Origin of the sequence: Duganella sp. (genome assembly GCF_039595735.1) — a bacterium.
Lineage (GTDB): Bacteria > Pseudomonadota > Gammaproteobacteria > Burkholderiales > Burkholderiaceae_D > Rugamonas.
The window spans coordinates 139632-164191 of record NZ_JBCNLB010000011.1; the positions used below are offsets into that span (position 1 = coordinate 139632).

General features: G+C 65.9%; 17 protein-coding genes. 16 read left to right on the forward strand and 1 reads right to left on the reverse strand.

Features of this window, described 5'->3' with window-relative positions; genetic code table 11:
* Nucleotide 1: 1 nt before the first annotated feature.
* Genes ABDW57_RS18730 through ABDW57_RS18760 form a run of 7 tightly spaced genes read left to right on the forward strand, consistent with a single transcriptional unit; the run spans nucleotide 2 to nucleotide 11547 of the window.
* Nucleotides 2–454, forward strand: a complete 453-nt coding sequence (locus ABDW57_RS18730; RefSeq protein ID WP_343731689.1) for a GPW/gp25 family protein — start codon at nucleotides 2–4, stop codon at nucleotides 452–454.
* A complete protein-coding gene (locus ABDW57_RS18735) occupies nucleotides 451–4005 on the forward strand; it encodes a putative baseplate assembly protein (RefSeq protein ID WP_343731690.1) in 3555 nt (1184 codons plus the stop codon). Before ABDW57_RS18730 ends, ABDW57_RS18735 begins: the two co-directional genes overlap by 4 nt.
* Entirely contained in the window at nucleotides 3992–6091 is a 2100-nt protein-coding gene (locus ABDW57_RS18740) for a putative baseplate assembly protein (RefSeq protein ID WP_343731691.1), read from the forward strand. The genes ABDW57_RS18735 and ABDW57_RS18740 overlap by 14 nt, the downstream gene beginning before the upstream one ends.
* The gene (locus ABDW57_RS18745; RefSeq protein WP_343731692.1) at nucleotides 6078–7496 is read left to right on the forward strand and encodes a hypothetical protein; all 1419 of its coding nucleotides are present in this window, start codon (nucleotides 6078–6080) and stop codon (nucleotides 7494–7496) included. Before ABDW57_RS18740 ends, ABDW57_RS18745 begins: the two co-directional genes overlap by 14 nt.
* A gap of 1 nt (nucleotide 7497) precedes the next feature.
* Nucleotides 7498–8790, forward strand: coding sequence for a phage tail protein (locus ABDW57_RS18750; RefSeq protein WP_343731693.1), 1293 nt, complete (start codon nucleotides 7498–7500; stop codon nucleotides 8788–8790).
* A gap of 12 nt (nucleotides 8791–8802) precedes the next feature.
* On the forward strand, nucleotides 8803–10725 hold the full coding sequence (locus tag ABDW57_RS18755; RefSeq protein WP_343731694.1) for a hypothetical protein: 1923 nt from the start codon (nucleotides 8803–8805) through the stop codon (nucleotides 10723–10725).
* 15 nt (nucleotides 10726–10740) lie between these two features.
* Nucleotides 10741–11547: a hypothetical protein gene (locus ABDW57_RS18760; RefSeq protein WP_343731695.1), complete on the forward strand. Its 807-nt coding sequence runs from the start codon at nucleotides 10741–10743 to the stop codon at nucleotides 11545–11547.
* 1 nt (nucleotide 11548) lies between these two features.
* Here the strand turns inward: ABDW57_RS18760 and ABDW57_RS18765 are convergent, their stop codons facing one another.
* Entirely contained in the window at nucleotides 11549–12913 is a 1365-nt protein-coding gene (locus tag ABDW57_RS18765; RefSeq protein ID WP_343731696.1) for a sigma-54 dependent transcriptional regulator, read from the reverse strand.
* A gap of 183 nt (nucleotides 12914–13096) precedes the next feature.
* Here ABDW57_RS18765 and ABDW57_RS18770 point away from each other — a divergent pair, with 183 nt between their 5' ends.
* The 9 genes from ABDW57_RS18770 (at nucleotide 13097) to galA (ending at nucleotide 24494) form a co-directional block, all read left to right on the forward strand.
* A complete protein-coding gene (locus ABDW57_RS18770; protein WP_343731697.1) occupies nucleotides 13097–14251 on the forward strand; it encodes a 2OG-Fe(II) oxygenase in 1155 nt (384 codons plus the stop codon).
* Nucleotides 14252–14431: 180 nt separating this feature from the next.
* A complete protein-coding gene (locus tag ABDW57_RS18775) occupies nucleotides 14432–14734 on the forward strand; it encodes a hypothetical protein (RefSeq protein ID WP_343731698.1) in 303 nt (100 codons plus the stop codon).
* 74 nt (nucleotides 14735–14808) lie between these two features.
* Complete coding sequence (locus tag ABDW57_RS18780) at nucleotides 14809–16278, forward strand: TolC family protein (protein WP_343731699.1); 1470 nt, start codon at nucleotides 14809–14811, stop codon at nucleotides 16276–16278.
* A gap of 3 nt (nucleotides 16279–16281) precedes the next feature.
* Entirely contained in the window at nucleotides 16282–17673 is a 1392-nt protein-coding gene (locus ABDW57_RS18785; protein WP_343731700.1) for a copper oxidase, read from the forward strand.
* A 21-nt stretch (nucleotides 17674–17694) separates the two neighbouring features.
* Entirely contained in the window at nucleotides 17695–17985 is a 291-nt protein-coding gene (locus ABDW57_RS18790; RefSeq protein WP_343731701.1) for a copper-binding protein, read from the forward strand.
* 14 nt (nucleotides 17986–17999) lie between these two features.
* Nucleotides 18000–18371: a copper homeostasis periplasmic binding protein CopC gene (gene copC / locus ABDW57_RS18795; RefSeq protein ID WP_343731702.1), complete on the forward strand. Its 372-nt coding sequence runs from the start codon at nucleotides 18000–18002 to the stop codon at nucleotides 18369–18371.
* Nucleotides 18371–19267: a CopD family protein gene (locus tag ABDW57_RS18800; RefSeq protein ID WP_343731703.1), complete on the forward strand. Its 897-nt coding sequence runs from the start codon at nucleotides 18371–18373 to the stop codon at nucleotides 19265–19267. Before copC ends, ABDW57_RS18800 begins: the two co-directional genes overlap by 1 nt.
* A 218-nt stretch (nucleotides 19268–19485) precedes the next feature.
* Entirely contained in the window at nucleotides 19486–21597 is a 2112-nt protein-coding gene (locus tag ABDW57_RS18805) for an EAL domain-containing protein (RefSeq protein WP_343731704.1), read from the forward strand.
* The gene (galA, locus tag ABDW57_RS18810; protein WP_343731705.1) at nucleotides 21594–24494 is read left to right on the forward strand and encodes a beta-galactosidase GalA; all 2901 of its coding nucleotides are present in this window, start codon (nucleotides 21594–21596) and stop codon (nucleotides 24492–24494) included. The genes ABDW57_RS18805 and galA overlap by 4 nt, the downstream gene beginning before the upstream one ends.
* The last annotated feature ends 66 nt before the right edge of the window (nucleotides 24495–24560 follow it).

Genomic DNA, 24560 nt, shown 5'->3' on the forward strand with positions numbered 1-24560 from the left:
CATGGCGCTGGACGAGATGGTATTTTCCGCCACGCCTTCCGGCCCGGAGGCGGTAGACGCCAAGGCCTTCCTCGGATGCGGGCTGGCATTCCCGGTCACGGTGGCAGGCAACAGCGCGCTGCAACTGGCCGAGTACGAGGAAGACATCGCGCAGGCGGTGCGCATCATCCTGGACACCAACCCCGGTGAGCGCGTAATGCGCCCCGACTTTGGCGCCGGCCTGCGGGCGCTGGCATTTGAGCCGATCAACACGCAAACGCTGGCGCTGGCGCGGCACCGCGTGGAGCAGGCGCTGATTCTGTGGGAGCCGCGCATTGACAGCATCGCCGTGGTGGTGACCTCACGCGCCGCGCAGGGACAGCTGCACATCGACCTGCGTTACCGCATTCGCAGCACCAACACCTTCTACAACCTGGTGTACCCATTCTTCCTGCAGGAGGGACGCACGTCATGAAGCTGCCAGAGCAGGCCCCACGGATCGTCGAACGCAGCGGCGCAGCGATCGCCGCCGCGCTGGTCGCCAACCGCGCCGGTTACACGCCCGAGTGGCGCAGCCAGCGCGGCACGGGTGATGCCGGCCATGCCGTCAACGACATCCTGGCGCGCTATCTTGAGATTCAAAGCGAAGGCCTGAACGCCATGCCGTATAGCCTGCAACTGGGCTTCCTCGATGCGCTGGGCTGCAACGTGCTGGCGCCGCAGCCGGCCCGTACGCCATTGGTATTCCAGCTGCTGGAAACCGCCAGCGACGACGCCAGCGTGCCGCAGGGGACGCGCGTTGCCGCCGTGCTGCCGCCACCGGCGCCTTCATTGGCCAGCAGCGCCACGCCACCGGCCCGCACCGCGCCAGAATTTTATACCGAGCAGTCCTTCACCGCGATGCGCGGGCGCCTGACGGCGCTTTATTCGATCGATCCGCAGAGCGACCTGTATGCGGATCACAGCGCTGGCGCCGCCTTCAGCGCATTCGATGACATGCAGCCAGTGCCGCATCGCCTCTACCTCGGTCATGGCGAGTTATTCAAGCTGACCGGCGTGGCGCAGATTGTCTTGAGCTTTGATTTCGCCTCGGTCAGCGACGCGACCGCGCAGCGTCCATTGCTGCTGGATTGGGAATACCTGAGCGCGGACGGCTGGCAGCCGCTCGTGATGTCGGAGGACGGCACGCGCCGCTTCACGGTCGATGGCAAGATCACGCTGGTCAAATCGCACGGCCCTGACAGCGCGGCAGACGTCATCGCCGGCCACGAAAGCCACTGGATACGCGGCACGGTATCGAGCCGTACGCCGCAAGCGCGCATCAGCACCGAGCCAGCCGGCTACGAGGTGCGCTATGCTCCGGCGGTGCAGCCTATCGCCCTGATGACCGGCGACAGCCTGCACCTTGGCGGCCAGAGCGCGGTCTACACGGTGCTGGGCGCATTCGACGGGCGCGTCATCCTCGATAAGCCGCTGGCGGGCGACTGGGCCAACGCGACGCTGTGGCGCGGCAGCGATCAGGCAGGCAAGGTACTAACGGCATCGCCGGCCTACCGCATCGCCGTCGACGATGCGCGCGACCTGCTGCCTGGCGACCGGGTTACGCTGGACGGCAGCGCCACCGCCGTGGTGGTGCGTACTGGCGCCGCTGCGCTCTATCTCGAACAAGCGCTGGACAACGTCCAGCCGGGCCTGACGGTGCAGCTGAACGATGCCTTGCCGCCGCTGCGACCGGAAGGAGCGGATGCCGCCGGCGCGCTGCCGCAGGTGGACCTGATCCGCGTGCGCGTGGGCTTTGGCCGGAATGGGCTGGTGCTCGACAGCGCTTATGTGGACGCTGCCAGCATCGATATCAGCAAGGCTTTTTATCCCTTCACCGAGCAGCCACGCCGTTTCGCCAGTTTTTACATGGCTTGCAAGGATGCTTTTACCCGCAACGGCGCCCGCATTGATCTGGCGTTCACCATGAACCAGACCGGCAGGGCGGAAGGGCTGCCGCACATGGCGGCTGAGTTCTTCGACGGTGCGCGCTGGGTCGCGCTGGGAGCGGATGAGGAATACGTTGACGCCACATCCTCGTTCACGCACCCCGTGGTGCCGGAAGTGGCGTATCCGGTCGGCCGCATTGGTTTCAAGGTGCCGGTGTCGTGGCAGGAGTGCGAGGTCAATGGCGAAAAGGGCCGCTGGCTGCGGCTCTCGCTGCTGTCCGGTGATTATGGCAAGCCGCTGTCGGTGGATGTGCAGCCGGCCCCTGACGATGCCACCAAATTTATCGTCACCAGCACGCCGTCCACCTTGCAGCCACCGGTGGTGACGCGGCTGGAGGTGGGCTATTACGTCCTGTCCGATCCGCAGTCGGCCGACTATTGCGTGACCGAGAACGACTTCGCTTTCACGGAGCGCAGCGAGGATGCACGGTGGCCACGCAGTCCCTTCGCGCCGTTCATGCCGGTAGCCGATCGCACGCCGGCGCTGCATTTCGGCTTCAGTCACCGCCCTCCGGCAGCGCTGGTCAGCATGCTGGTGCAGGTGGCGACGCCGCCAACCGATGGCGATCCGCAGCCCTACGTATGGGACTACTGGAGCACACGCGGCTGGACCGAGCTGTCGGTGCGCGATGAAACACAGGGCTTGCGCCAGACCGGCATGATCCAGTTTGTCGGCGCCAGCGACGCCGTGCCGCGGCCCGGTCTGGGCGGGGCCTTGTACCGCATCCGCGCGCGGCTCAAACCCGGCCTGCAAAGCCAGAACGAGATCGTGCGTTGCGGCGGCGTGTGGCTGAATGCGGCGTGGGCGCGCCAGGGACAGCGCATCGAGCGCGATGGGCTGGGCACCAGCAACGGCGCGCCGGACCAGAGTTTCGCCCTGCCGGTGGCGCGGGGGCAGCGGCAGCCGGCCGACACCGACCGTAATCTGGCCGCAGACGACCTGGCTGGCTACGAACGGGCGCTGGACACGCCTTTGGGCGGGGTGCCGATCATTGGCGATGAAGTGGTCGAGGTGCGCGAATGGGCGGGGCGGGGCGACGACTGGCAAACCACACTGGCCGGCGTTGATCCAGCCGACTTGCGTTTCGAGGTTGACCCACGCGATCCATCGATCAAACTGGCGGCCTGGGTGCGCTGGCATGCGCGGCCGCATTTCTACGATTCGCCGCCGCAGTCGCGTCATTACGTGGTGGAGCGTGCGCGCGGCGTGTTCCGTTTCCCCGGCGCGGAAGGCATGATACCGCCGGCCGGCGCAGCCATCGTGGTGAGTTATGTCACCGGTGGTGGCGTGGATGGCAATGTGCCTGCCGGTGCGGTACGCGAATTGCGCAGCGGCGTCGGGTTTTTGCAGTCGGTTGCCAATCCCTTGCCTGCGGCGGGCGGCGCGGCGGCGGAACTGCTGCGTCATGCGCGCGACCGCAGCGTGCAGCAGGTGCGCCATCGCGACCGTGCTGTCAGTTACGAGGACTACGAATGGCTGGCGCGTGCCGCTTCAGCCGAGGTGGCGCGTGCGCGTGCCTTGCCGCTGGAAGGGCCGGACGGACGTGGTGCGCGCGGTTTTGTCGGTCTGCTGCTGGTGCCGCACTCCGAAGAGGCGCGGCCGGCGGCATCGGCGGAGCTGGAGCGCACGGTGCTGGCATCCCTGCGGCAGCGCATGCCGGCCGGAATAGCGGGCGGTTTGCGCATGATCGCGCCGGAGTATGTGCCGGTGGGTGTGCGGGCCGAGATCCTGGCACGCAGCGCGGAACAAGCGGGGCAGGTGGAGGCGGCGTTGCGCGCGCGGCTGGCGACCTTCCTGCATCCGCTGCGTGGCGGGCATGACGGGCGTGGCTGGGATTTCGGCCAGGGCGTCTATCTGTCCGACCTGGCGGCCCTGATCGAGCAAATGGATGGTGTGGATGCCGTGCACTTCCTGCAGCTGATGTCCGGCCAGAGCGTGTTGGGCGACAGCGTGCCGCTGGCGCCGCAGCAGTTGATCGCGGCCGGCGACACGCAATTGAAAATTATCGTACCGAGCGTGCCTTATGCCCTTGCCTAAGCCTACACTGGATAATCGCCACTATGACCAGTTGGTCAGCGAGGGAAGGGCGCTGATTCCGCGCCTTGCCCCACGCTGGACCAATCAAAATGCGTCTGATCCGGGCATCGCCCTGCTGGAGCTGGGGGCATGGCTGTCGGAGCAGAACATCTATCGCTTCGACCGTTTGTCCGATGCCGCCCTGCGGGCGTTTGTACGGCTGCTCGGCGTCGAACCGCAACCGCCTTCGGTCGCGGCCACGGTGGTGGAATTGGGCGGGGTGGCTGCGCCCACGCTGCTGCCGGTACGCCTGCAGCTGGGCGGTATTGCGCCCCCTGGCGTGGTGGCCGATGCACTATTCGAGACCATGTCGCCACTGTGCCTGTCGCCGGCGCGGCTGGTGTGGGAGGCCTCCGCGTATGCGGCGGACATCGGTCCCATCACCGGTACGCCCGGCGAAGCTGATGGCGCTATCACGCTGCCCGACGCCGATACCACGCTGGCGCGCTATCAGCCCTTCGGCGCCAGACCGCGCCCCGGTCATGCGTTCTACCTTGGCTTCGATGCACCGCTGGAGGCGGGCGGGCTGGCCGATGCCCGCTGGAGCCTCCATGCCTGGACTGCGGAATGGGCCACGGACCAGGGACTGCGCGCCGCGTTGCAGGAAAGGCCGGATTGGCAACATCACTACCGCGTCACCACCGTGTGGGAATACTTTGGCAGTGGCCAGCGCTGGCTGCCGCTTGCCAATGTGGAAGATCAGACGCGCGCACTGAGCCTGAGCGGCTTTATTACCTTTGATGCGCCGCCCCAGCACCTGCAGCGCGCCGCTGGCGAACCGTTCCTGATCCGCTGCCGTATCGTCCACGGCAGGTTTGAAGTGCCGCCGGCGTTGCTGCACGTCGGCTGGAACGCGGCAGGCTGCGAACACGCGGTCAGCATCGCAGAGCGCATCGTTGCGCGCACGCGCGGCCACGCCAGCGCATTGTTTGACCTTGACTGCGCACCGGTGGTCGCCGGCAGCGTGACGATCCGCCTGGACGACGGCGCCGGCGGCATCGCCAGCGATTGGCGCGAGGCTGCCGACTTTGAGCAGGCCGGCCCGTTTGATCAGGTCTTTACGCTGATTCCGGAACGCGGCCTGCTGCAGGGCGGCGATGGCAGACGCGGCGCGATTCTGCCCGCCGGCCGCGACTTGCTGGCCTCGTGGCGCTGCGGCGGCGGGCCGCAAGGCAACCTGTCCGCGCACACGCTGCAAACCGCGCCCGCGACCGCACATAATCTGGATCTTCTGCCGGCGGGCACGCTGGCGGCGCTGACTGTGACGCAGCCGTTCAAGGCGGCAGGCGGCGCCACGCGTGAATCGCTGGCGTCCGCGCAGGGCCGCGCTTACGCCCGCGCCGGCGCAGTGGACAAGGCGGTCACGCTGGCCGATATCGAGCGGCTGGCGCTGGCCACGCCCGGCGTACCGGTGGCGCGGGTGCGCGCGGTGGCAGGGCTGGATCCGGCGCTGCCGTGCTATCCCGCCGCCGGCATTGTGACCATCATCGCCATCCCATCGAGCGCCGCCCCGGCACCCATGCCCAGCCGCGCCTTGTTGAACGCCATAAGCCGCTACCTGCATCCGCGCCGCCTGGTGACCAGCGAGTTGCAGATCATCGCACCGCATTACCGCCGCGTCGCGGTGCGCGCCACAATGGTGGCGGATGGCGCAGTCAGTAACGCAGAGGCGGAGGCGCTGCTGCGGCTGGCCCGCCAACGCATCGACGCGCTGTTTCATCCGCTGCACGGCGGCCCGGATGGCCAGGGCTGGCCGTTCGGCCGCACAGTCTACCGCGCGGAGTTGATGGCGCTGCTGGCCAATCTTCCCGGCGTCGCGCAAGTCACCGATTTGTCGCTGCTCGATGGCTGGCCCGCCACAGGGGCCGATGCCGGCGGGGATAGCGGCTGCGGCTGCGCTGCATGCAGCAGCGCGAGAGGCAGCGTCGGTTGCGCCAACATTTCACTTTGCGAGCATGAACTGGTGATGCCGGGCCGGCATCAGTTACAGGTGCGCTCGCAGCGTCCCAGCAATCTCACGAGGAGCGACATCCATGAGTGCCAATGAATCCGACGACGCGCTGCGCCGCCTGAATTACTTCAACGGTCAACGCCTGGCGGCCAGCGATCTGCGCGCCGAGCAGGGCTACCACATGGGCATGCGGCGGGTGCTGAACCGCTCGCTGTACTCGCCCGGCATTGTGGTCGGGCTGGAAGTGGTTCCCACCGATCCCGCCTCACCGGACCCGCAGGACAAGCATCGCGTCATCGTCCGCCACGGGCTGGCCTTCGACCACCTGGGGCGCGAGATCTTCCTGCCGGTCGACGTCAAAGTGCAGGTCATGGGCGCACCGCGCAGCGCTCCTGGCGTCGTATTCGGCAACCTGCTGGTCATCTCTTACCGCGAAACGCGCAAGTTTCCCGCGCAGGGCCATTGCGTGAGCGGTGCTCCTTACCGCCCATGCAGCGGCGATCAGCCGTGGGGCGCGCCAACCCGGCTGGTGGCCGACGCTGTGTTTGAATTCCTCGATTCCTGGCCCAGCGACGACAGCGGAAAAATCGTGCTCACCCAGGTGGAGCTGGACGATCAATGCCGGGTGGTGCGCACCTCACCCGGCGTGCGCCGCTACGCCGTCCCGGCCAAACCGCAAACCGTGCGCGCACTGGCACTGGAGGGTGAAAAGGACATTGCATACGGCAGCGGCAACAGCAAGGTCCTGCACTTCCACATCGACGGTGGCTTCCCCGAACAGGTGCTGCTGTTCCTGCGCGGCCGCCTGTTCAGCCCTTTGCACTACACTGAACTGGGACAGCACCAGCACAGCATTTCCTTCAAAACCAGCCTGGCTGGCGGCGTCCCCGCGCACACCCACCAGCTGGACCTGGCCTCGATCAAACTGCAGGAGGCCGGCGAGCACCGTCACGAGCTATGGTCGCTGGTTGATGACGATGACGAAGGTGCGCTGGAAGTCGGCGACAAGGATGGCGACCTGCTGGAGCGCATCACCGGCGAGGGCGGCGGCATGGGCGGCAAGGCCAATGCCGAAATCAAACCTGGCGGCAAGCATACCCACAACATCGATCCCGGCTCGGTCCCGGACAGCAAGGAAGGCGGCGCGGTGCCCAACCACCAGCACCAGGTCAGCGGCGATACCGGGGCAGCCGGGATGCTGCCCGCCATGCGCAACGGCGCGCCACTGAGCTATGTCAACGACTTGAAGATTCTGTTGGACGGCAAGGACGTCACCCAGCAGGTATGCGAACAACTGCGCGACCGCCCGCAGCAAGCAGCGCAATGGGACAAGCTTGGCGACGGCACCGCCAACCATGCCTTGTGCGGACCGGAAGGCACCGGCGAGATCGACCTGCTACGTCTCGGCCATGAGATGGGTTTGGGCGCACACACGCTGGAATTCCGCGTGGGCCAGCAAAACAGCGGCGGCCTGGTTCAATACAACCTGTATGTGAGCTGACATGGAACAGGCAACCGCTCATGCCCTTTTGCGTGACCGCGACCAATGGCGCGGCGATCGCGATGGCCTCGCCATCAACGCGGACGGTGATCTGGTGCTGGCCGCCGTTGCCGAAGAGGGGTCCACCGAGCCCGCGCATCATGAAGAAGGCGAGTTATGCTTAGCCGGCGAGACCGCGCTAAAGGCAAAGTGGCAGCAGGACGTGGTCCTGCAAGGCAGCGGTCAGCTGCTGGCCGGTCCTTATGACGCCGGCGAGGATCGTGCATGGGAGCGCGTCTTTGCCGACGCCGTGCTCCCCGCAGGCACCAGCATCGTTCTGGAAGCCGCGCTGTCCGCCGCTGCCACGCCGCCCGCGCCGGGCGACTGGTTCACGCTGCCGTCACTGGACGCGTTGCTGGCTGCCGGCGGCCGGTATGCCTGGCTGCGCTGCACATTGAATAGCAGCACCGGCGCCGTCTCGCCAAAACTGCGGCAACTGCGGCTGGCCACGGCCGCTGAAGACTATCTCGATTACCTGCCCATGAACTGGCGGCGCAACGATGCCGACGGCTTTATCTCGCGCTGGCTGCGGCTGATCCGCGGCGAATACAGCCGCGTCGAAGAAGCGCTGGACGACATGCCGCACCTGGCCGACCCGCAATTCAGCACACCGCAGGCGCTCGACTGGCTGGCCCAGTGGTTCGGGCTGGAACTGCCGCAGATCGCCACCGAAGCTGAACAGCGCGCCTTGATCGCCCGTGCCGTGTCATTGTTCGCGCGGCGCGGCACACCGGATTCGATCGCCGAATTCGTGGAACTACACACCGGCATCCGCCCGCGCATCACCGAGGCATGGACCGACCGCCGCACCTGGATACTCGGCCACGGCGCGGGACTGGGTTTCGACACCCGCCTGCCGGCGCTTGACCCGCAGGGGTTGGTGGTAGAAAACGCGGTGGTAGGCGTGAGCGGACCGCTGGCCCAACATCAGACCGGCCTGCCGCTATACGCCGGGGAAGCCTATCGCTTCTGCGTAGAGCTGGACAGCTATCGCGCCTGCAACCCGGATACGCTGCAGGAAATCGTCCGCATCGTCGATCGTGAGAAGCCGGCACACACCGATTACCGCATCCACCTGATCGAAGCGGATATGCGGATCGGATTCCAGGCGCAGATCGGCATCGACACCATCATCGGCGCGCCGCAACCGCTGCGGGTGGACAGCGGCAGCCTGAATCTGGATGCGAATCTGCCGGCAGCGCCGGCCAACCGTATCGGCGACGCCACGCTCGATGGCGCGTTCCTATTAACCTGAAGGAGGCATGCAATGCATTCCCACGATAACGCCGAAATGCTGCTAGGAGTCCTGGCCACCGCGCGCCGCAACCGCTATTTCTACGGCAAGCGCATGGACGTTCAGCATTTCCAGATGGAGCAGGACTACGGCAAGCTGAAACAATGGATGATCAACCGGCTCACGCTTGGCATGGGGGTGCTGTGCGGGTTGCAGGTCAGCGTGGAGGACGAGCGCCTGTACGTGGAGCCGGGCGTGGCGATCGATGCGCTCGGGCGCGAGATCGTGGTGCCGGTCAGGACCAGCATCGCTCCGGTGCTGAAGGATCAGGACTGCTGCGGCGGCGCCGGCGGCAACGCCGAAACGCCGGACGGCATCTACACACTGTGGCTGTGCTATCACGAATGTCTGACCGACCGTCAGCCGGTGATGGCGTCCACCTGCGGCACGCGCGACGAATGCGCGCCGGCCACCATCGTTGAAACCTTCTGCCTGAAGTTCGAAGCCGGCACGCCGCCGCTGCAAACAGATCCCGAATGGTGCGCCGACCTGTGGCCCAAAAAGCCGCAGAAGCCGACGCCCAACGATCAGAGCGTGGCGCAGCCGGTGCGCGGCCGCGCCGATGAACAAAGCCTGCGCGAAGCACATCGCAGCCGCCGCCACATCCTGTGCAAGCTGTTCGAGGAAACCTGCGCGCCGCACACCGACAATCCTTGCGTGCCGCTGGCACTGGTGATGCTGCGCGAAGGCCGCATTGCCGCCGACAGCTGCATCGTGCGCCCGCATATCTACAGCAATCAGCAGTTGCTGGACCTGATTCTCTGCCTGGCCGAGAAAATCGAAGACTGCTGCGGCAAGAAGCCCACTACGCTGCTGCAGGTGCAGAGCGTCGACTTCCTGCGTCTCACGCCCGGCGCCGGCGAGACCGTGGTGGCCAGCGTTGCCTCGCCGCTGGAGATCACCGAAGTGGACATCGGCGGCCACCCAAACGCCATCCGCATCCGCTTCAACAAGCCGCTGGCCACCGACCAGCATGCGCCCACCACGCCAGCCGCCGGCGATGCCAATTACGAACTGCACAACGTGCAGATCCTGGCCAACGACCAGCTCGACGGTCTGCCTTATGTACCGGGGTATCTGACGCTGGAAGCGCCGGACACCATCCGCTTCGACCTCGATCCCGAATCGCCATACCGCCGCAGTGGCGGCGGCTGGCAGAAGGGCCGCTACCGCATCTACCTGCGCGGTGATGAGAACCTGCCCAACAACCGCCAGGCCCTGGCCGATGCCGACGGCGTGGCGCTCGACGGCGACGCCCGAGCACCGTCCGGCGGCGTCATGTCCGGCAATGGTAGCGCTGGCGGCGACTTCAACGCGGAATTCGTGATCGGGGCCGGCCCTTCGGCTCAGCTGATGCACGTGGCCAGCGTGGAGTTCTTTGCCTACGATGCAGCCGGCGCCGAGCGCAGCGTCGGCGCCATCAAGACGCCGCTCAAGCGCAGCACGCTGAAAGGAGGCTTCAGTCACTTCCGCATCAAGTTCGATCAGCCGTATAGCCTGGATGAATCGCATATCCCCAGCACGCCGGGGCCGGACGTGTCGTCCTACGAGCACCATAACGTGCAGGTTCTGCTGGCTGCGGAGTACGCGTCCGAACTTGGCATGCCTTATCTGCCGGGCCAACTGACTTTCGAGGCCCCGGACACGCTGCGTTTCGACGTCGTTCCCGGTAACCGCGTGGTGGGCGAGGGCGGCCGCTGGTTCCCGCCGAAAATCACCTTGCGCCTGTTCCTGCGCGGTACGCCGGTCGAGGAGATGGGCTGGCGCGAATTGGTCGACCTGAATGGCGTCAGCCTGGATGGCGAACCTCGCGCTCCGGCCGGCGGCCTGATATCGGGCGATGGCACCGCCGGCGGCGACTTCCTCGCCGAATTCAACGTCGTCAACGAATCCTAACTTGCGGAGAATACGATGTCCGACCTGACTGACCTGCCTTGCGACTGCTACAGCGAACCCGCCGAACGCGTACGCTATTTTCCACGCCAGCTGCTGACCGCCGAAGACCTGCGCGCCGAACAGGAATACCTGCGCGAGAAAGCGCGCCGCCACAACCGCTACCTGCACGGCTGGGGCGTCGTGTGCGGCTGCAGCGTGGAAGTGGTGAGCGACGCCGCCACGCCGACAGTGCGCGTCTGCCCCGGCTACGTAGTGGCGCCGCAAGGCGACGATATCCTGATCGACCAGTGCGTGACGGTGGATCTGAAAACCGGCGCCCACGAGCAACCGTGCTCGGTGCGCTGGCCATGCCCGCCGGAAGGCGAGCCGCCGCGCGCGCAGGATGGCCGTGTGCGGGCCTATATCGCGGTGCGCTACGCCGAGTGCTACAGCCGCCCGGTGCGCGTCCATCCGGCCGGCTGCGGTTGCGACGAAACCGGCTGCGAGTACAGCCGCATCCGCGATACGTTCGAAATCAAGGTGCTGTGGAACCTGCCGGAATCGCACCAGCAGGCACGCGTCGACGACGAGACCTGGTGCCAGACGCTCCAGCAGGACGAGTCGCAACTGCTGCTGCGCCAGCACTCCTATCCGGTGCCGGCCTGCCCGCCATGCGTGGCGGATCCCTGGGTGGTGCTGGCCACAGTGTGGTTCAGCACCGCGCAACATGCAGCCGGCGCCACCACCGGGCCTGCGCTGGCGGTGTCCTACCTTGATCGCCGCGTGCTATTGGCCACGCAGCGCGTGCAGGTGGCGGCGCTGTGCGTGCCGCCGCAAGGTTAGACTATAACTCCGGGCGATAGCGCTGCGGTTCGATCTGATAGCGCTGGATCAGGGCAAAGAAGGCGCGGCGGTTTTTACCCGCCGCCTGCGCCGCCCGCGTCACATTGCCGGCAAAGCGAGTCAGCAGCTGCTCGATGTAGCCGCGTTCAAATTCTTCGATCATGCGTGCCTTGGCGTTGCGGAACGAGACTTCGGCGTCTTCGCCATCCTGCAGGATGGCGTCCGGCAGATCGATATCATCCGCCGCCAGCACCATGCCAGCGGCGATGACCACCGCCCGCTCAATCACGTGCTGTAGCTCGCGCACGTTGCCGGGCCAGTCGTGCGCGGTCAGCTTGCGCAGCGCTTGCGGCGATACCGCACGTACCGTCTTGTTGAATTTCTGCGCGTAGTGTTGGCAAAAATGCGTGGCCAGCGTGGGAATGTCCTCCTGTCGCTCGCGCAGCGCCGGCAGCGTCACCGCCAGGATGTTCAGCCGGAAGTACAGGTCAAGGCGAAACTGTCCGCGCCCCGCCAACGCTTGCAGGTCGCGGTTGCTGGCCGCGATCACCCGCACATTGGCATGCCGCACTGTGTTGGAACCGACCACGCGAAACTCCCCCTCCTGCAAAAAGCGCAGCAACTTCGATTGCGCGGCCAGCGGCAAGCCGTCGATATCATCGAGGAACAGGGTGCCGCCTTCCGCCTCGGCCACCAGGCCGTGGCGTGAACTGTGGGCGGTGGTGTAGGCGCCGCGCACGTGGCCAAACAGCTCGCTGTCGATCAGGTCGGCCGGCACGGCGCCGCAGTTGATGGCCACCCAGGGCCGCTCGGCACGCGCGGACAGGTAGTGAATCGCTTGCGCGCACAGCTCCTTGCCGGTGCCGGTCTCACCGCCGATCAGCACACCCGCGTCGCAGGCGGCAAAGCGCGGCAGCTTGTCGAGCTCACGGCGGAAGGCCGGGCTGTTGCCGATGTAGTCGCGCAGGCAGGGATGCTGGAACGGACGTTCGCCGGCACTGCTTGGCGGCGCTGCCGCGCCCAACGCGCGGCGCAGGCGCGCCAGCAGTTCGGCCGGACTGAACGGGTGATACACGAAATCGCAGGCGCCGGCGGCCAGCAGCTGCTCCAGCTGCGCACAGCTCAGGCCGCAATTGACCGCCAGCACCGGGCAGCAGGGCGGCAGCGCACAGATACGCCGCAGCAGCGCCAGGTCATGCGCATGACTGGCAGGACTGGACACCATCAGCAGCAGGTCAAACGCGGGCGCAAAAGCGACGCCGGGCGGCAGGGCGACCATGTCCGCTTCCGCAGCCAGTGCCGCCATGACCTCTGCGGCGGGGGCGGCATCGGTGCCGTGAACAATCGCGCAGCGAGGTTTAGCCATGGTTATGTGCGTAAGCGAACGGAAGAAAGCTATTGTCTCGCTAAATTGTGGCGGCATTCTCTCCAATTGTAAAAACGTGGCATTTTCATCACAGTTGATTTACAGCTATCAAAATGGCGGCGCTGCATGACATGATGCTGCTGCAACGCTAAAATAGCCGTCCGACAACCTGGCCGATTCCGTATGAACCACCGCCTCTGGCTCCCCGGCGACCCGACGCCTGATTTCCACGTGCGCTCCGGCGGCAATCCGCGCTACACTTTCCACACCATCGCCGGCCGCTACGTCATTCTCAGCTTCCTGGGCAGTGCGGCGCAGGAGGAGAGCGCCAGGGTGGTGCGCCATCTGGAGAGCAAACGCCAGTTGCTGGACGACGAGCGCCTGTGCTTTTTCGGCGTGACGCAGGACCCGCAGGACGAAGCGCAGGGCCGCTTGCGCGACCACATCCCCGGCATGCGCTATCTGTGGGACTTCGAGCGCAAGGTCAGCACGCTGTTTGGCGCCATCGACTCCGATGCCAATGCGTATCTGCCATTCACCCTGGTGCTCGATCCGATGCTGCGCGTGTGCGCGCAGATTCCGCTGGTGCCCGCCGAGCGCCACAACCAGGCGCTGGACGCGGTGCTGGCGTCGCTGCCGGCGGTGGCCGACCACGCCGGCACCGCGCTGACCGCACCGGTGCTGGTGCTGCCGCGCGTGTTCGAGCCGGCGCTGTGCCGCAAGCTGATCGATCTGTATCACGAATACGGCGGCGAGGAATCCGGCTTCATGCGCGAAGTGAACGGCAAGACGGTGGCGGTGATCGAGCAGGGCTTCAAGCGCCGCCAGGATTTTGAGTTTGATGCCCGTCCCGAACTGGCGGCGCTGCGCCAGTTCATTCAGCAGCGGCTGGTGAAACGGCTGGTGCCCGAGATTAAGCGCGCTTTCCAGTTTGACGTTACCCGCATGGAGCGCTACATTGTGGCGCGTTACGACGGCGCCAGCGGCGGCTTCTTCCGGCCGCACAAGGACAACACCACGCCGGGCACGGCGCACCGGCGCTTTGCCTGCACCATCAATCTCAACGCCGACGAGTACACGGGCGGCGAACTGCGTTTTCCGGAATTCGGTCCCCAAACCTATCGGGCGCCCACTGGCGGTGCGGTGGTGTTTTCCTGTTCGCTGCTGCACGAGGCGACGCCGGTGACTTCCGGCGTGCGCTACGCCTTCCTGCCATTCTTTTACGACGAAGCTGCCGCCAGGCTGCGGCAGGCGAATGCGCATTCGCTCACCGGACAGGTATTCGACCGCGCCAAAGGAGAGGACGAGTATGCCGCCCTGCGGCAAGCTGCCCGGTGAGGCCGGCGCCAGGCAATACACACCGCGCGATATTTTGCTTGACCTTCCTGTTGTGGGAAGGTGTACGCTATGAAAACTTGATATTCTCTAAACGCCTGCGGTAATATTGTCAACCTTATGCGCCTTTTTGTCCGTTATCTGCTGTGGCTTCTGATTGCAGCGCTCCCCTTGCAGGGAGTGATGGCTGCTGCCATGGCGTGTCAGGAAGGCGTGCGCCAGGCCAGCGTGTCATCGCACCAGCAAGCCGACCACAGCGCGCAGACGGAATCGCATTGCAGCACCGGCGAAGAACAACCAGCGGCCAGCGCACACGGCAAGTGCAGCCAGTGCGCCAGCTGCTGCGTTGGCGCGGCCGCGCCGCCGGCCATGGATGCGCTGCTGACGCCACCTCCCCATGCCACCATCGCCTTTGCCTGGCTTGAGCCGGCAATGACGGCCCACGTCCCCGCGGGGCTGGAACGCCCGCCCCGGCAGACCTGCTGACAGGCCGTTGCGGCCTGTGCTCCGCTCGTCGCGGGCAGCCATGCCCGCGTCTTCCATCTATCTCAAGGAATATCATGAAACGCTTACGTCTGCCGTTTCCGGCAGCGGCAGGCGCGTCGATGGTCATTTCCGCACAGGGCGCGCAGATTGCCGCCGTGCGGGCGGCCAGCGTCGCGCTGCCGCCGACCCGAACTTCATGCACGCCTGCGCTGACCCGCGTCGCGGTGGCGCTGGGCGCAGTTTTGCTGGCCGGGTGCGCCAGCCTGTCCGACGACCGCGGCCTCAATGAGGTGTCCACGTTGACGCAGAGCCGGGTGGGGCAGGCAGTCCAGTTCAACCAGCAGCCCGACGCCGCCCGGGTCGAACAACTGCTGGCCCAGCCGCTGACCGCCGATGCCGCCGTGCAGCTTGCGCTGCTCAACAATCCATCGCTGAAAGCGTCGTTTGCCGAACTGGGCGTGGCCGAGGCCGATTTCGTGCAGGCCGGCCGTCTGCGCAATCCCAGCTTCAGCTTCAGCCGCGTGCGCGGCGGCGGCGAAACGGAAATCGACCGTGGCGTCATGTTCGATCTCGCCGGCCTGCTAACCCTGCCTGCACGGACGCGCATCGAAAAAGGCCGCTATGAACAAGCCAAGCTGCTGGCGGCGTCGCAGGCGGTGCAGCTGGCGGCCGACACCCGGCGCGCTTACTTCATGGCGGTGGCGGCGGCGCAGTCGGCCGCCTTTGCCGAACAGGTGCGCGGCGCTGCGGAAGCCGGTGCGCAGCTGGCGGAACGGATGTCCAAGGCAGGCAACTGGAGCAAACTGGATGAGGCGCGCGAGCGGGCCTTTTGCCAGGACGCGATCACCCAGCTGAAGCGCACACAGCATGAGGCGACCGCCAGCCGCGAGCGCCTGATCCGCCTGCTCGGTCTGCAAGGCACGGAACAAAAGCTGGCCTTGCCGGACCGTCTGCCGGAGCTGCCGGCGCAACCGCGCGACATGCAGGACGCCGAAGCCACCGCGCTGTCGCAACGCCTGGACGTGCTGATGGCGCGCCGCGACAGCGAAGCGACCGCATCGGCGCTCGGCCTGACCAAGGCCACCGCCTTCGTCAACGTGCTGGATGCCGGCTACGCCAACAAGAGCACCACCGGACTGCCGCGCGAAAACGGTTACGAAGTGGCGCTGGAACTGCCGATCTTCGACTGGGGCGGCGCCAAAGTCGCGCGCGCCGAAGCGCTGTACATGCAATCCGTGCACCGCACCGCCAATGTGGCCGTGCGCGCGCGTTCGGAGGTGCGCGAAGCGTATTCGGCCTACCGCAGCACCTACGACATCGCCCGCCATTACCGCGACGAGGTGGTGCCGCTGCGCAAAAAGATTTCCGATGAAGTCCTGCTGCGCTACAACGGCATGCTGGCCAGCGTGTTCGAGTTGCTGGCCGATTCACGCGAACAGCTCAACAGCGTCAACACCGCCATCGAAACGCAACGCGATTTCTGGATCGCCGATACCACGCTGCAGCACGCCGTCCACGGCGGCAGCGGCAATACCAAGGATTAAGCCATGATTTCACGCAGAGACTTTTTCAAAGGAGCCGGCGCGGTTGCCGTCAGCGCGACTGCGGTCAGCAAGGTCGGCGCCGCCAGCCTGCCGGAAGCGATGACCATGAGCAGCGCCGCCACCAAGGTGCCGCCACCGCCGCCGACTGGCCGTCCATTCAATCCGGTGGTCACGCTGAACGGCTGGTCGCTGCCGTGGCGCATGAACAACGGCGTCAAGGAGTTCCATCTGGTGGCGGAACCCGTGGTGCGCGAACTGGCGCCGGGCATGAAAGCCAATTTGTGGGGCTATAACGGCCAGTCGCCGGGACCGACCATCGAGGTGGTGGAGGGCGACCGTGTGCGCATCTTTGTCACCAACAAGCTGCCGGAGCAGACCAGCGTGCACTGGCATGGCCAGCGGCTGCCGAATGGCATGGATGGCGTCACCGGCCTGACCCAGCCCGGCATCGCGCCCGGCAAGACCTTTGTCTACGAGTTTCAGGCCCGCCGTCCCGGCACCTTTATGTACCACCCGCACGCCGACGAGATGGTGCAGATGGCCATGGGCATGATGGGCTTCTGGGTCACCCATCCGAAAGATCCATCGCTGCACGCCGTCGATCGCGACTTCGTGTTCCTGCTGAGCGCTTATGACGTCGAGCCGGGCAGCTACACGCCCAAGACCAACACCATGCTGGACTTCAATCTGTGGACCTTCAACAGCCGGGTGTTCCCCGGCATCGACGCCATGCCGGTGCGGCAGGGCGACAAGGTGCGCATCCGGGTCGGCAACCTGACCATGACCAACCATCCGATTCATTTGCACGGACACGAGTTTGTGGTCACGGGCACCGATGGCGGCTGGACGCCTCCGGCGGCGCGCTGGCCCGAAGTCACCACCGACGTGGCGGTTGGTCAGATGCGCGCGGTCGAATTCATCGCCAGCGAACCGGGCGACTGGGCCTTCCACTGCCATAAATCGCATCACACCATGAATGCCATGGGACATGACGTGCCCAATATGATCGGCGTCGATCACCGCGGCGTGGCCGAGAAGATCAACAAGATCGTGCCCGACTACATGGTGATGGGCGACAAGGGCGGTTCCATGGGCGGCATGGAAATGCCGCTGCCCGAAAACACGCTGCCGATGATGACCGGCGAAGGCCCGTTTGGCGGCGTGGAGATGGGCGGCATGTTCACGGTATTAAAGGTCCGCAAGGATCAGAAGCGCGGCGACTATACCGATCCGGGCTGGTACAAGCATCCGGCCGGCACGGTGGCCTACGAATGGACCGGCGCGCTGCCGGAGCCGACGCGCAGCACCAATGCGGGCGGACAGTCAATGCCGCTCAAGCACCAGCCCGATGTCGAGGTGACGGTACGCAAACCGTCCGGCCATAGCGGGCATTAATCTATTTTTGAAGGAAATAACATGAACACACTGAAACAACTGATCCTGGCGGCCCTGATCGGCATGGCGGCCGCCGCCAACGCGCAGACCGCCATGAGCGATGGCGAAATCAAGAAAGTGGACAAAGAGGCCGGCAAGCTGACCATCAAACATGGCGAACTGAAAAACCTGGACATGCCGGGCATGACCATGGTGTTCAAAGTCCAGGCTCCGGCCATGCTGGATCAGGTCAAGCAGGGCGACAAAGTGCGCTTCGCCGCGGAAAAGGTCAATGGCGCACTGACGGTCACCGCCATTGAAGTCGCCCAATAGGCCGCAAGGACATCATGATGAAAGCACTGTACAACACCATCGCTGCCGCATGCCTCGCTACGGCCGCCATGGCCAGTCCACTGGCGCTGGCGCACGCCACCCTGAAAAACGCCAGCCCCGCAGCGGGCGCCAGCGTGGATGCACCGCCCAAGGAAATCGCGCTCACCTTTAACGAAAAAATCGAACAGGCATTCAGCAGCATCACGGTTGCGGACGGCGCCGGCAAAGAAATCGCAGCCGGCAAGGCCAGGGTGGACGCCGACAATCCCGCCATCGTGCGTCTGGCTTTGCCCGCCCTGACTGCCGGCACCTACACCGTCAACTGGGCCGTCGCCGGGCACGACGGCCACCGCCGCAAGGGCGACTTCAAGTTCACGGTGAAATAATGGATGTGGTCTCGCTGCTGCAGGTCGGCTCGGCGTTTCTGCTCAATCTCGGATTTACCTGGCTGGTGGGGGCCTGGTTCGCGCGCCGCTGGATACAAGCCAATGGCGCCCGCCGCAACGATATTGATCCTGAACTGCGCCGGCTGGACCTGTGGGCGGCGGGACTTGCCGCATGCAGCAGCGCGCTTGCCTTGCTGGCCGCCACTGCCGTGATGGCCGGCGTCGGCCTGGGCGAAGCCTGCCCCATGTTCTGGATGATGTTGACCAGCACCGCCTACGGCCAGGCAGGGTGCGTCACTATCGCGGCCATGGTGACTGTGCTGATCCTGCGCTGGACGGTTCGAGGGCGCGGTGCAGAGGCCGGTGTGGCCGTCGCCCTGGCGCTGTTTGCCGTCACCCGCGCCTCGATGGGCCACGCCGGTGAAGCAGGCCTGCTGTCTGCGGCGCTGGCGGCGGAAGCCGTCCATTACGCCGCCATCGGCCTGTGGACCGGTGCGGTGCTGCTGTCCGGCTGCTACGTATTGAGCGAGCGCCGGATCGGCCAGGCGACCGTCGGCGCCAGCGACCGCTACCTGGAACGGATGTCGCAGGCGGCGCTGGCGGCAGTCATTGCCATCTTCATGACCGGCGTGTACAGCGCCTGGCTTCGGGTTGGCTCCGCCGAGCATCTGCAACACACATTCTACGGCGTCACCCTGCTGATCAAGGTGGCGCTGGTGCTGCTTGCCATTGCGCTTGGCGGCTACAACAAGTTCTTTGGCCTGCCGGCAGCCAGCCGGTCGCAGCAGGGGCTGCGCGCGGTGCGCACGACACTGCGGCTGGAAAGCGCGGTGCTGATCAGCGCCGTGCTGGCCGCTTCCATCCTGATTTCGCAAACACCACCGGCCGCTATGTAACACCACTCAGCGGCAGGCTCGGACGTCGCCAGCGACCTGCGCTTGCGACGGACCGCATCAAGGCGCTAAATCAGGAAATCCCTACGGTGAGATCAGCATGGCCCGATGTTCGGGCCGCGTTAACCTTGTTAGTATCAAAATACTATGTAAATTAATACTTCAATAAAAGGGACGGCATGTCTATTCACGCGCTGCTCACTGGTGCCAGGCTGGCGCGCATGGGTACGACTGCTCTGCACTTGCTCAGGCGAGCAGGGGGGCGGCTGGCGCTGTGGGCGATCGCCGTGCGCGACAGCTTTATCGTCCTGCTGCCGATCACCTTGCTCGGAGTAAGCGCGACCCTGCTCAGCAATCTGCCATTTCCCGCCGTGCGCCAGTGGCTGGCGGCGCTGTTTGGCGCCGGCTGGCCGCAGGCGATGCAATGCGTGACCGGCGCCAGCTACGGCGTGTTCGGGCTGGCGCTGGCGGTGGTGCTCAGCATCCGCCTGGCGCGCCGGCTGGCAGGAGCGGAAGGCGGCGATGCATTGCCGCAAACCTGGGTTGGTGTGTCGGCCCTGATCAATTTCATGCTGTGTGTGCTGATGAATGGCACGCCCTCGATTTCCGACCTTGGCCGCAGCTCAATGCTGGTCGGCATCGTGATCGGCATCGTCACACCTGAACTGCTGCGCCCCCTGGTGAACCGGCCCAACGCGGTTCCCGATTATGACAGCGAGCCGACTTTCTACTACGCCGTACGCATGACGCCGCCGCTGGTGATGCTCGGCCTGATCGTCATGCTGGGCGCGGCCGCCATCAGCGCGCTGCCGGCGCCGGAGGTGGGATGGCTGGCCAAACTGCCGGCCTTGCAGCAGCGCTGGCAGGACACCGACTGGCTGTTCAGCCTGGCCGCCGTGCTGATCATGCATGTGCTATGGCTGCTGGGAATTCAGGGCAACACCGTGCTGGACCAGTTTGCCCCGCTGCTGTTTAGCACCAGCTTCAACCATACGCTGGCCTTGCGCCCGCTGATCGATGGGTTTGGCCTGCTGGGCGGCGCCGGGGCCACGCTCGGCCTGGTGCTGGCCCTGGTCATCGCGACGCGCGAGGGACCGCTGCGGCGTCTGGCGCTGGCCTCCTTGCTGCCGTGTCTGTTCAACATCAACGAGCTGCTGATCTTCGGCCTGCCCATCGCCCTCAACCCGATCTTCCTGTGGCCATTCCTGCTGGCGCCGCTGGCGCTGACCTTGCTGGCGCTGACGGCCGTGCATCTCGGCCTGCTGCCGCTGCACAACCTGGCCGTGTCGTGGACCACGCCGGCGCTGCTGTCCGGTTACCTGATCAGCGATTCCTGGCGCGGCGTCGCGCTGCAGTTGCTGGGGTTGGCGCTCAGCACCCTGATTTATCTGCCGTTTGTGCGGCGCGCCGAGGCTCGCCGGCTGCGCGTCCAGAGCGCCGCCTTTGATCACGCCATCGCCACCATTGCCGCGCAGGGCATGGCTTATGTGCGCGCGGTGCCGCGCAACAGCAAGCCGGGGCTGGTGGTGCGCGGCCTGCGGGCGGCCCTGGGGCGCGATATCGGCAGTGCCGCCATGACGCTGGTGTTCCAGCCCAAGCATGACCGCCACGGCGCGGCGGTCAGCGTCGAGGCGCTGCTGCGCTGGCGCCACAGCCGTCACGGCCCGGTGCGCGCCGACGTCGCCATCACGCTGGCCGAAGAGGGCGGACTGATCGTCAGGCTCGGCGCCTGGGTGCTGGAACAGGCCTGCGCGCGCAAGGCGCAGTGGAACAGGATGGGCCTGTCCCATATCACCATGGCCATCAACGTCTCGCCGTTGCAGCTGGACGACCCGCAGTTGCCGGCGCTGCTGGCCCGCTGCCTGCGCCAGTATGGCCTGTCGCCGGCGGAACTGGAACTGGAAATCACCGAGAGCCAGGCCATCGCCGCCCGGCCGGTGGTGGACCGCAATCTGGCGCAGATCGTGGCCATGGGGGTGAAACTGGCGATGGACGATTTCGGCATGGGCTACTCATCGTTGCTGCACCTGCGGCGCTTCCAGGTGCATGCCATCAAGATCGACGGTTCGCTCACGCGCGACGTATTGGCCAACCCGACTAGCCGCGACATCATTCACTCCATCGCCGCGCTGGGCTCTTCGCGCCAGCTGGAGGTGGTGGCCGAATTTGTGGAAACCGCGGAACAACGCGACACCCTGGCGACGCTGGGCTGCGGCGTGTTCCAGGGCTATCTGTACAGCCAGCCCTTGCCAGCGGACGCCTGTGCCGATTATCTGCTGCGCCACGGCCGCAGTGCGCTAGAATGCCCCGAAAACCACCAGGAGACAGTGTGAGCCGCCAAGCAAACAAAAACGCACGCAGCGTGATAACCGCCATCCTTCTCACGCTAGGTGTGCTGCAGGCCGCTACCGCCAGCGAGGCGGCGCCAGCGGCTACGGCTGCGGCCGCCATCGGCCGGGAACGCCTCAACCTCGACAAAGGCTGGCGTTTCGCTTACGGTCACGCTTACGATGCGCAACAGGACTTCGGCTATGGCACGCGGCCGTTTTTCTTTGCCAAGGCTGGCTACGGCGATGGTCCGGCCAGTCCCAGCTTCAGCGACGCCGCGTGGCGCCAGCTGGATTTGCCGCATGACTGGGCGGTCGAACTGCCGTTCGACGCGCGCGCCAGCAGCAACCACGGCTCGCTGGCCGTCGGTCGCAACTTTCCGGAAAACAGCGTTGGCTGGTATCGCAAGACGCTCCACATCCCGGCCGCCGATCAGGGCCGCCGCATCGCGCTGGAGTTTGATGGCGTCTATCGTAACAGCGTGGTGTGGGTCAACGGCCACTACATCGGGACCGAACCCAGCGGCTATTCCGGCTTTCGCTACGACATCACGGACTACCTCAATTTCGGCGGCGACAACGTCATTGCGGTGCGCGCCGACGCCACTGTGGAGGAAGGCTGGTTTTACGAGGGCGCCGGCATCTACCGCCATGTATGGTTGAGCAAGACGGCGCCGCTGCACGTGGCGCAATGGGGCACCTTCGTCAAGTCGACCGTGGCTGACGGCCGCGCGCAGATCGTGGTGGACGTCACGCTGGCCAACGACGGCAAGCAGCGGCAGGCCTTCTCGCTGCGTCAGCAGGTGCATGCGCCCGATGGCCAGCTGGTGGCGCAGATGGAACAGCCAGGCCTGCACTTGGGCGCCGCGCGCGACGGTGAATTCAGTAGCGCGCTGAGCGTGCCCGCGCCCCGGCTATGGTCACTGGAGCAGCCCGCGCTCTACACCTTGACCACCAGTGTGCTGCAGGACCACAAGGTGGTCGATACCTATCACACCCGTTTTGGCATCCGCACGGTGGCGTTCGACCCGCAGCGGGGCTTTCTGCTGAACGGCAAGCAGCTCAAGCTGCAAGGCACCAATAACCACCAGGATCACGCCGGTGTCGGCGTGGCACTGCCGGATGGCCTGCAAACCTGGCGCCTGAAGCAATTGAAATCGTTTGGCGTGAATGCCTACCGCACCGCCCACCATCCGCCAACGCCCGAGCTGCTGGACGAGGCCGACCGGCTGGGCATGCTGGTGATCGACGAGCACCGCATGATGGGCACCACCCCGGAAATTCGCGGCCAGCTGGAACGCCAGATCCGGCGTGACCGCAACCATCCGAGCGTCATCATCTGGTCGGTGGGAAATGAGGAGTGGGCGCTGGAATGGAGTCCGCTGGGCACCCATCTGGCGCGCGAAATGCGCGCGCACGTGGAGCGCATGGACCCTACGCGCCGCACCATGCTGGCCACCAGCGGTTCGGGCAAGGGCGTTTCGCTCGGCGCGGACGTGATCGGCTTCAACTACGGCGCCCAGCACGACGTTGACCAATTCCACCGCGACCATCCCGGCAAGCCGGCCGTGATGTCGGAGGAGGGATCGACTTTCACCACGCGCGGCATTTACTTCGATGCGCCGGCGCGCGCCCACCTGAACGCCTACGATCGGCAGGCGCGGCCAGGAAGCAGCCTGAGCATTGAAGAGGGCTGGCGCCGCGTCGAGGAACGTGACTGGATGGCTGGGATGTTTGTCTGGACCGGTTTCGACTACCGCGGCGAGACCACGCCGTTCGGCTGGCCTGCGGTATCGTCGCAGTTCGGCATGCTGGACACCACCGGCGTGCTGAAAGACAGCGCCTACTACCTCAAGTCGGTCTGGACCGGTGCCCCCATGGTCCACATCCTGCCGCACTGGAACTGGCCGGGCCGCGAGGGGCAGCCGATCAAGGTGCATGTGTACAGCAATGGCGACACAGTCGAGCTGTTCCTGAATGGCCGTTCGCTGGGCCGTAAAACCGTGATCAGGAATGGCCACCTGGAGTGGCTGGTGCCGTACCAGCCCGGTACTCTGCGCGCGAGCGCGTCACGCGGTGGCCGGCCGGTGGCTGCGGATGAAGTCAGCACCACCGGCGCCGGCGCTGGCATCGCGCTCAGCGCCGACCGCACCGAACTGAAGGCAGACGGCGCCGATATCGCCGTGGTGTGGGTGAATGTGACCGACCCGGCAGGGAAGATCGTGCCGGACGCGGCCAATCAGATCGATTTTGCCGCCGCCGGTCCGCTACGCATCATTGGCGTCGGCAACGGCGACCCGGCGTCGCACGAGCCGGACCGCCCGGCCGACCGCTACCGCTTTCATGCCGTGTCCGGCTGGCGCACGCTGGCGGTGGCCAGCGCGCAAGATCCGGCGGCGCGGGCCGACATCATCGACACCTCGGCATGGCGCGACCCGACCGCATGGCTGCCGCCCGAAGCGCAGCCGGCCCTCACCAGCCATCTGCTGTTGCGCGGCCAGTTTGCCCGGCCGCCGATGGCAACCGGCGAGCGCATTGGCTTGTTCATCGACCAGCTGGACGCCGCCCAGTCGGTGTACGTCAACGGTCGTGCCGTCACCCCGGTCAAGGTGGATGGCGGCTTGATGATCGCGCTGGAAGGCGCGCAGCTAAAAGACAGCAACAGCCTGACCTACGCGCTGGCGACGCCCAGGGATGGCGTGCAAGGCATGTTTGAGCGTTCGGTCGGCGGCAGCAAGTGGGGTGTGGTGCGGCTTATCGCACCGGCCGCGCCATGGCGCCGCAGCGTGTTCAACGGCTGGGCCCAGGTGATCGTGCAGTCGACTGGCGCCGCCGGGGAGGCGGCATTGACCGCCACTGGACAGGGCTTGTCACCATCCACGCTCAGGCTCCAGCTGCGCTAGCGGGGCAAGGCAATATTATCTCGTGCCTTGTTCAATTTCATAATTGACCCACTGAGCCCAGCTTCC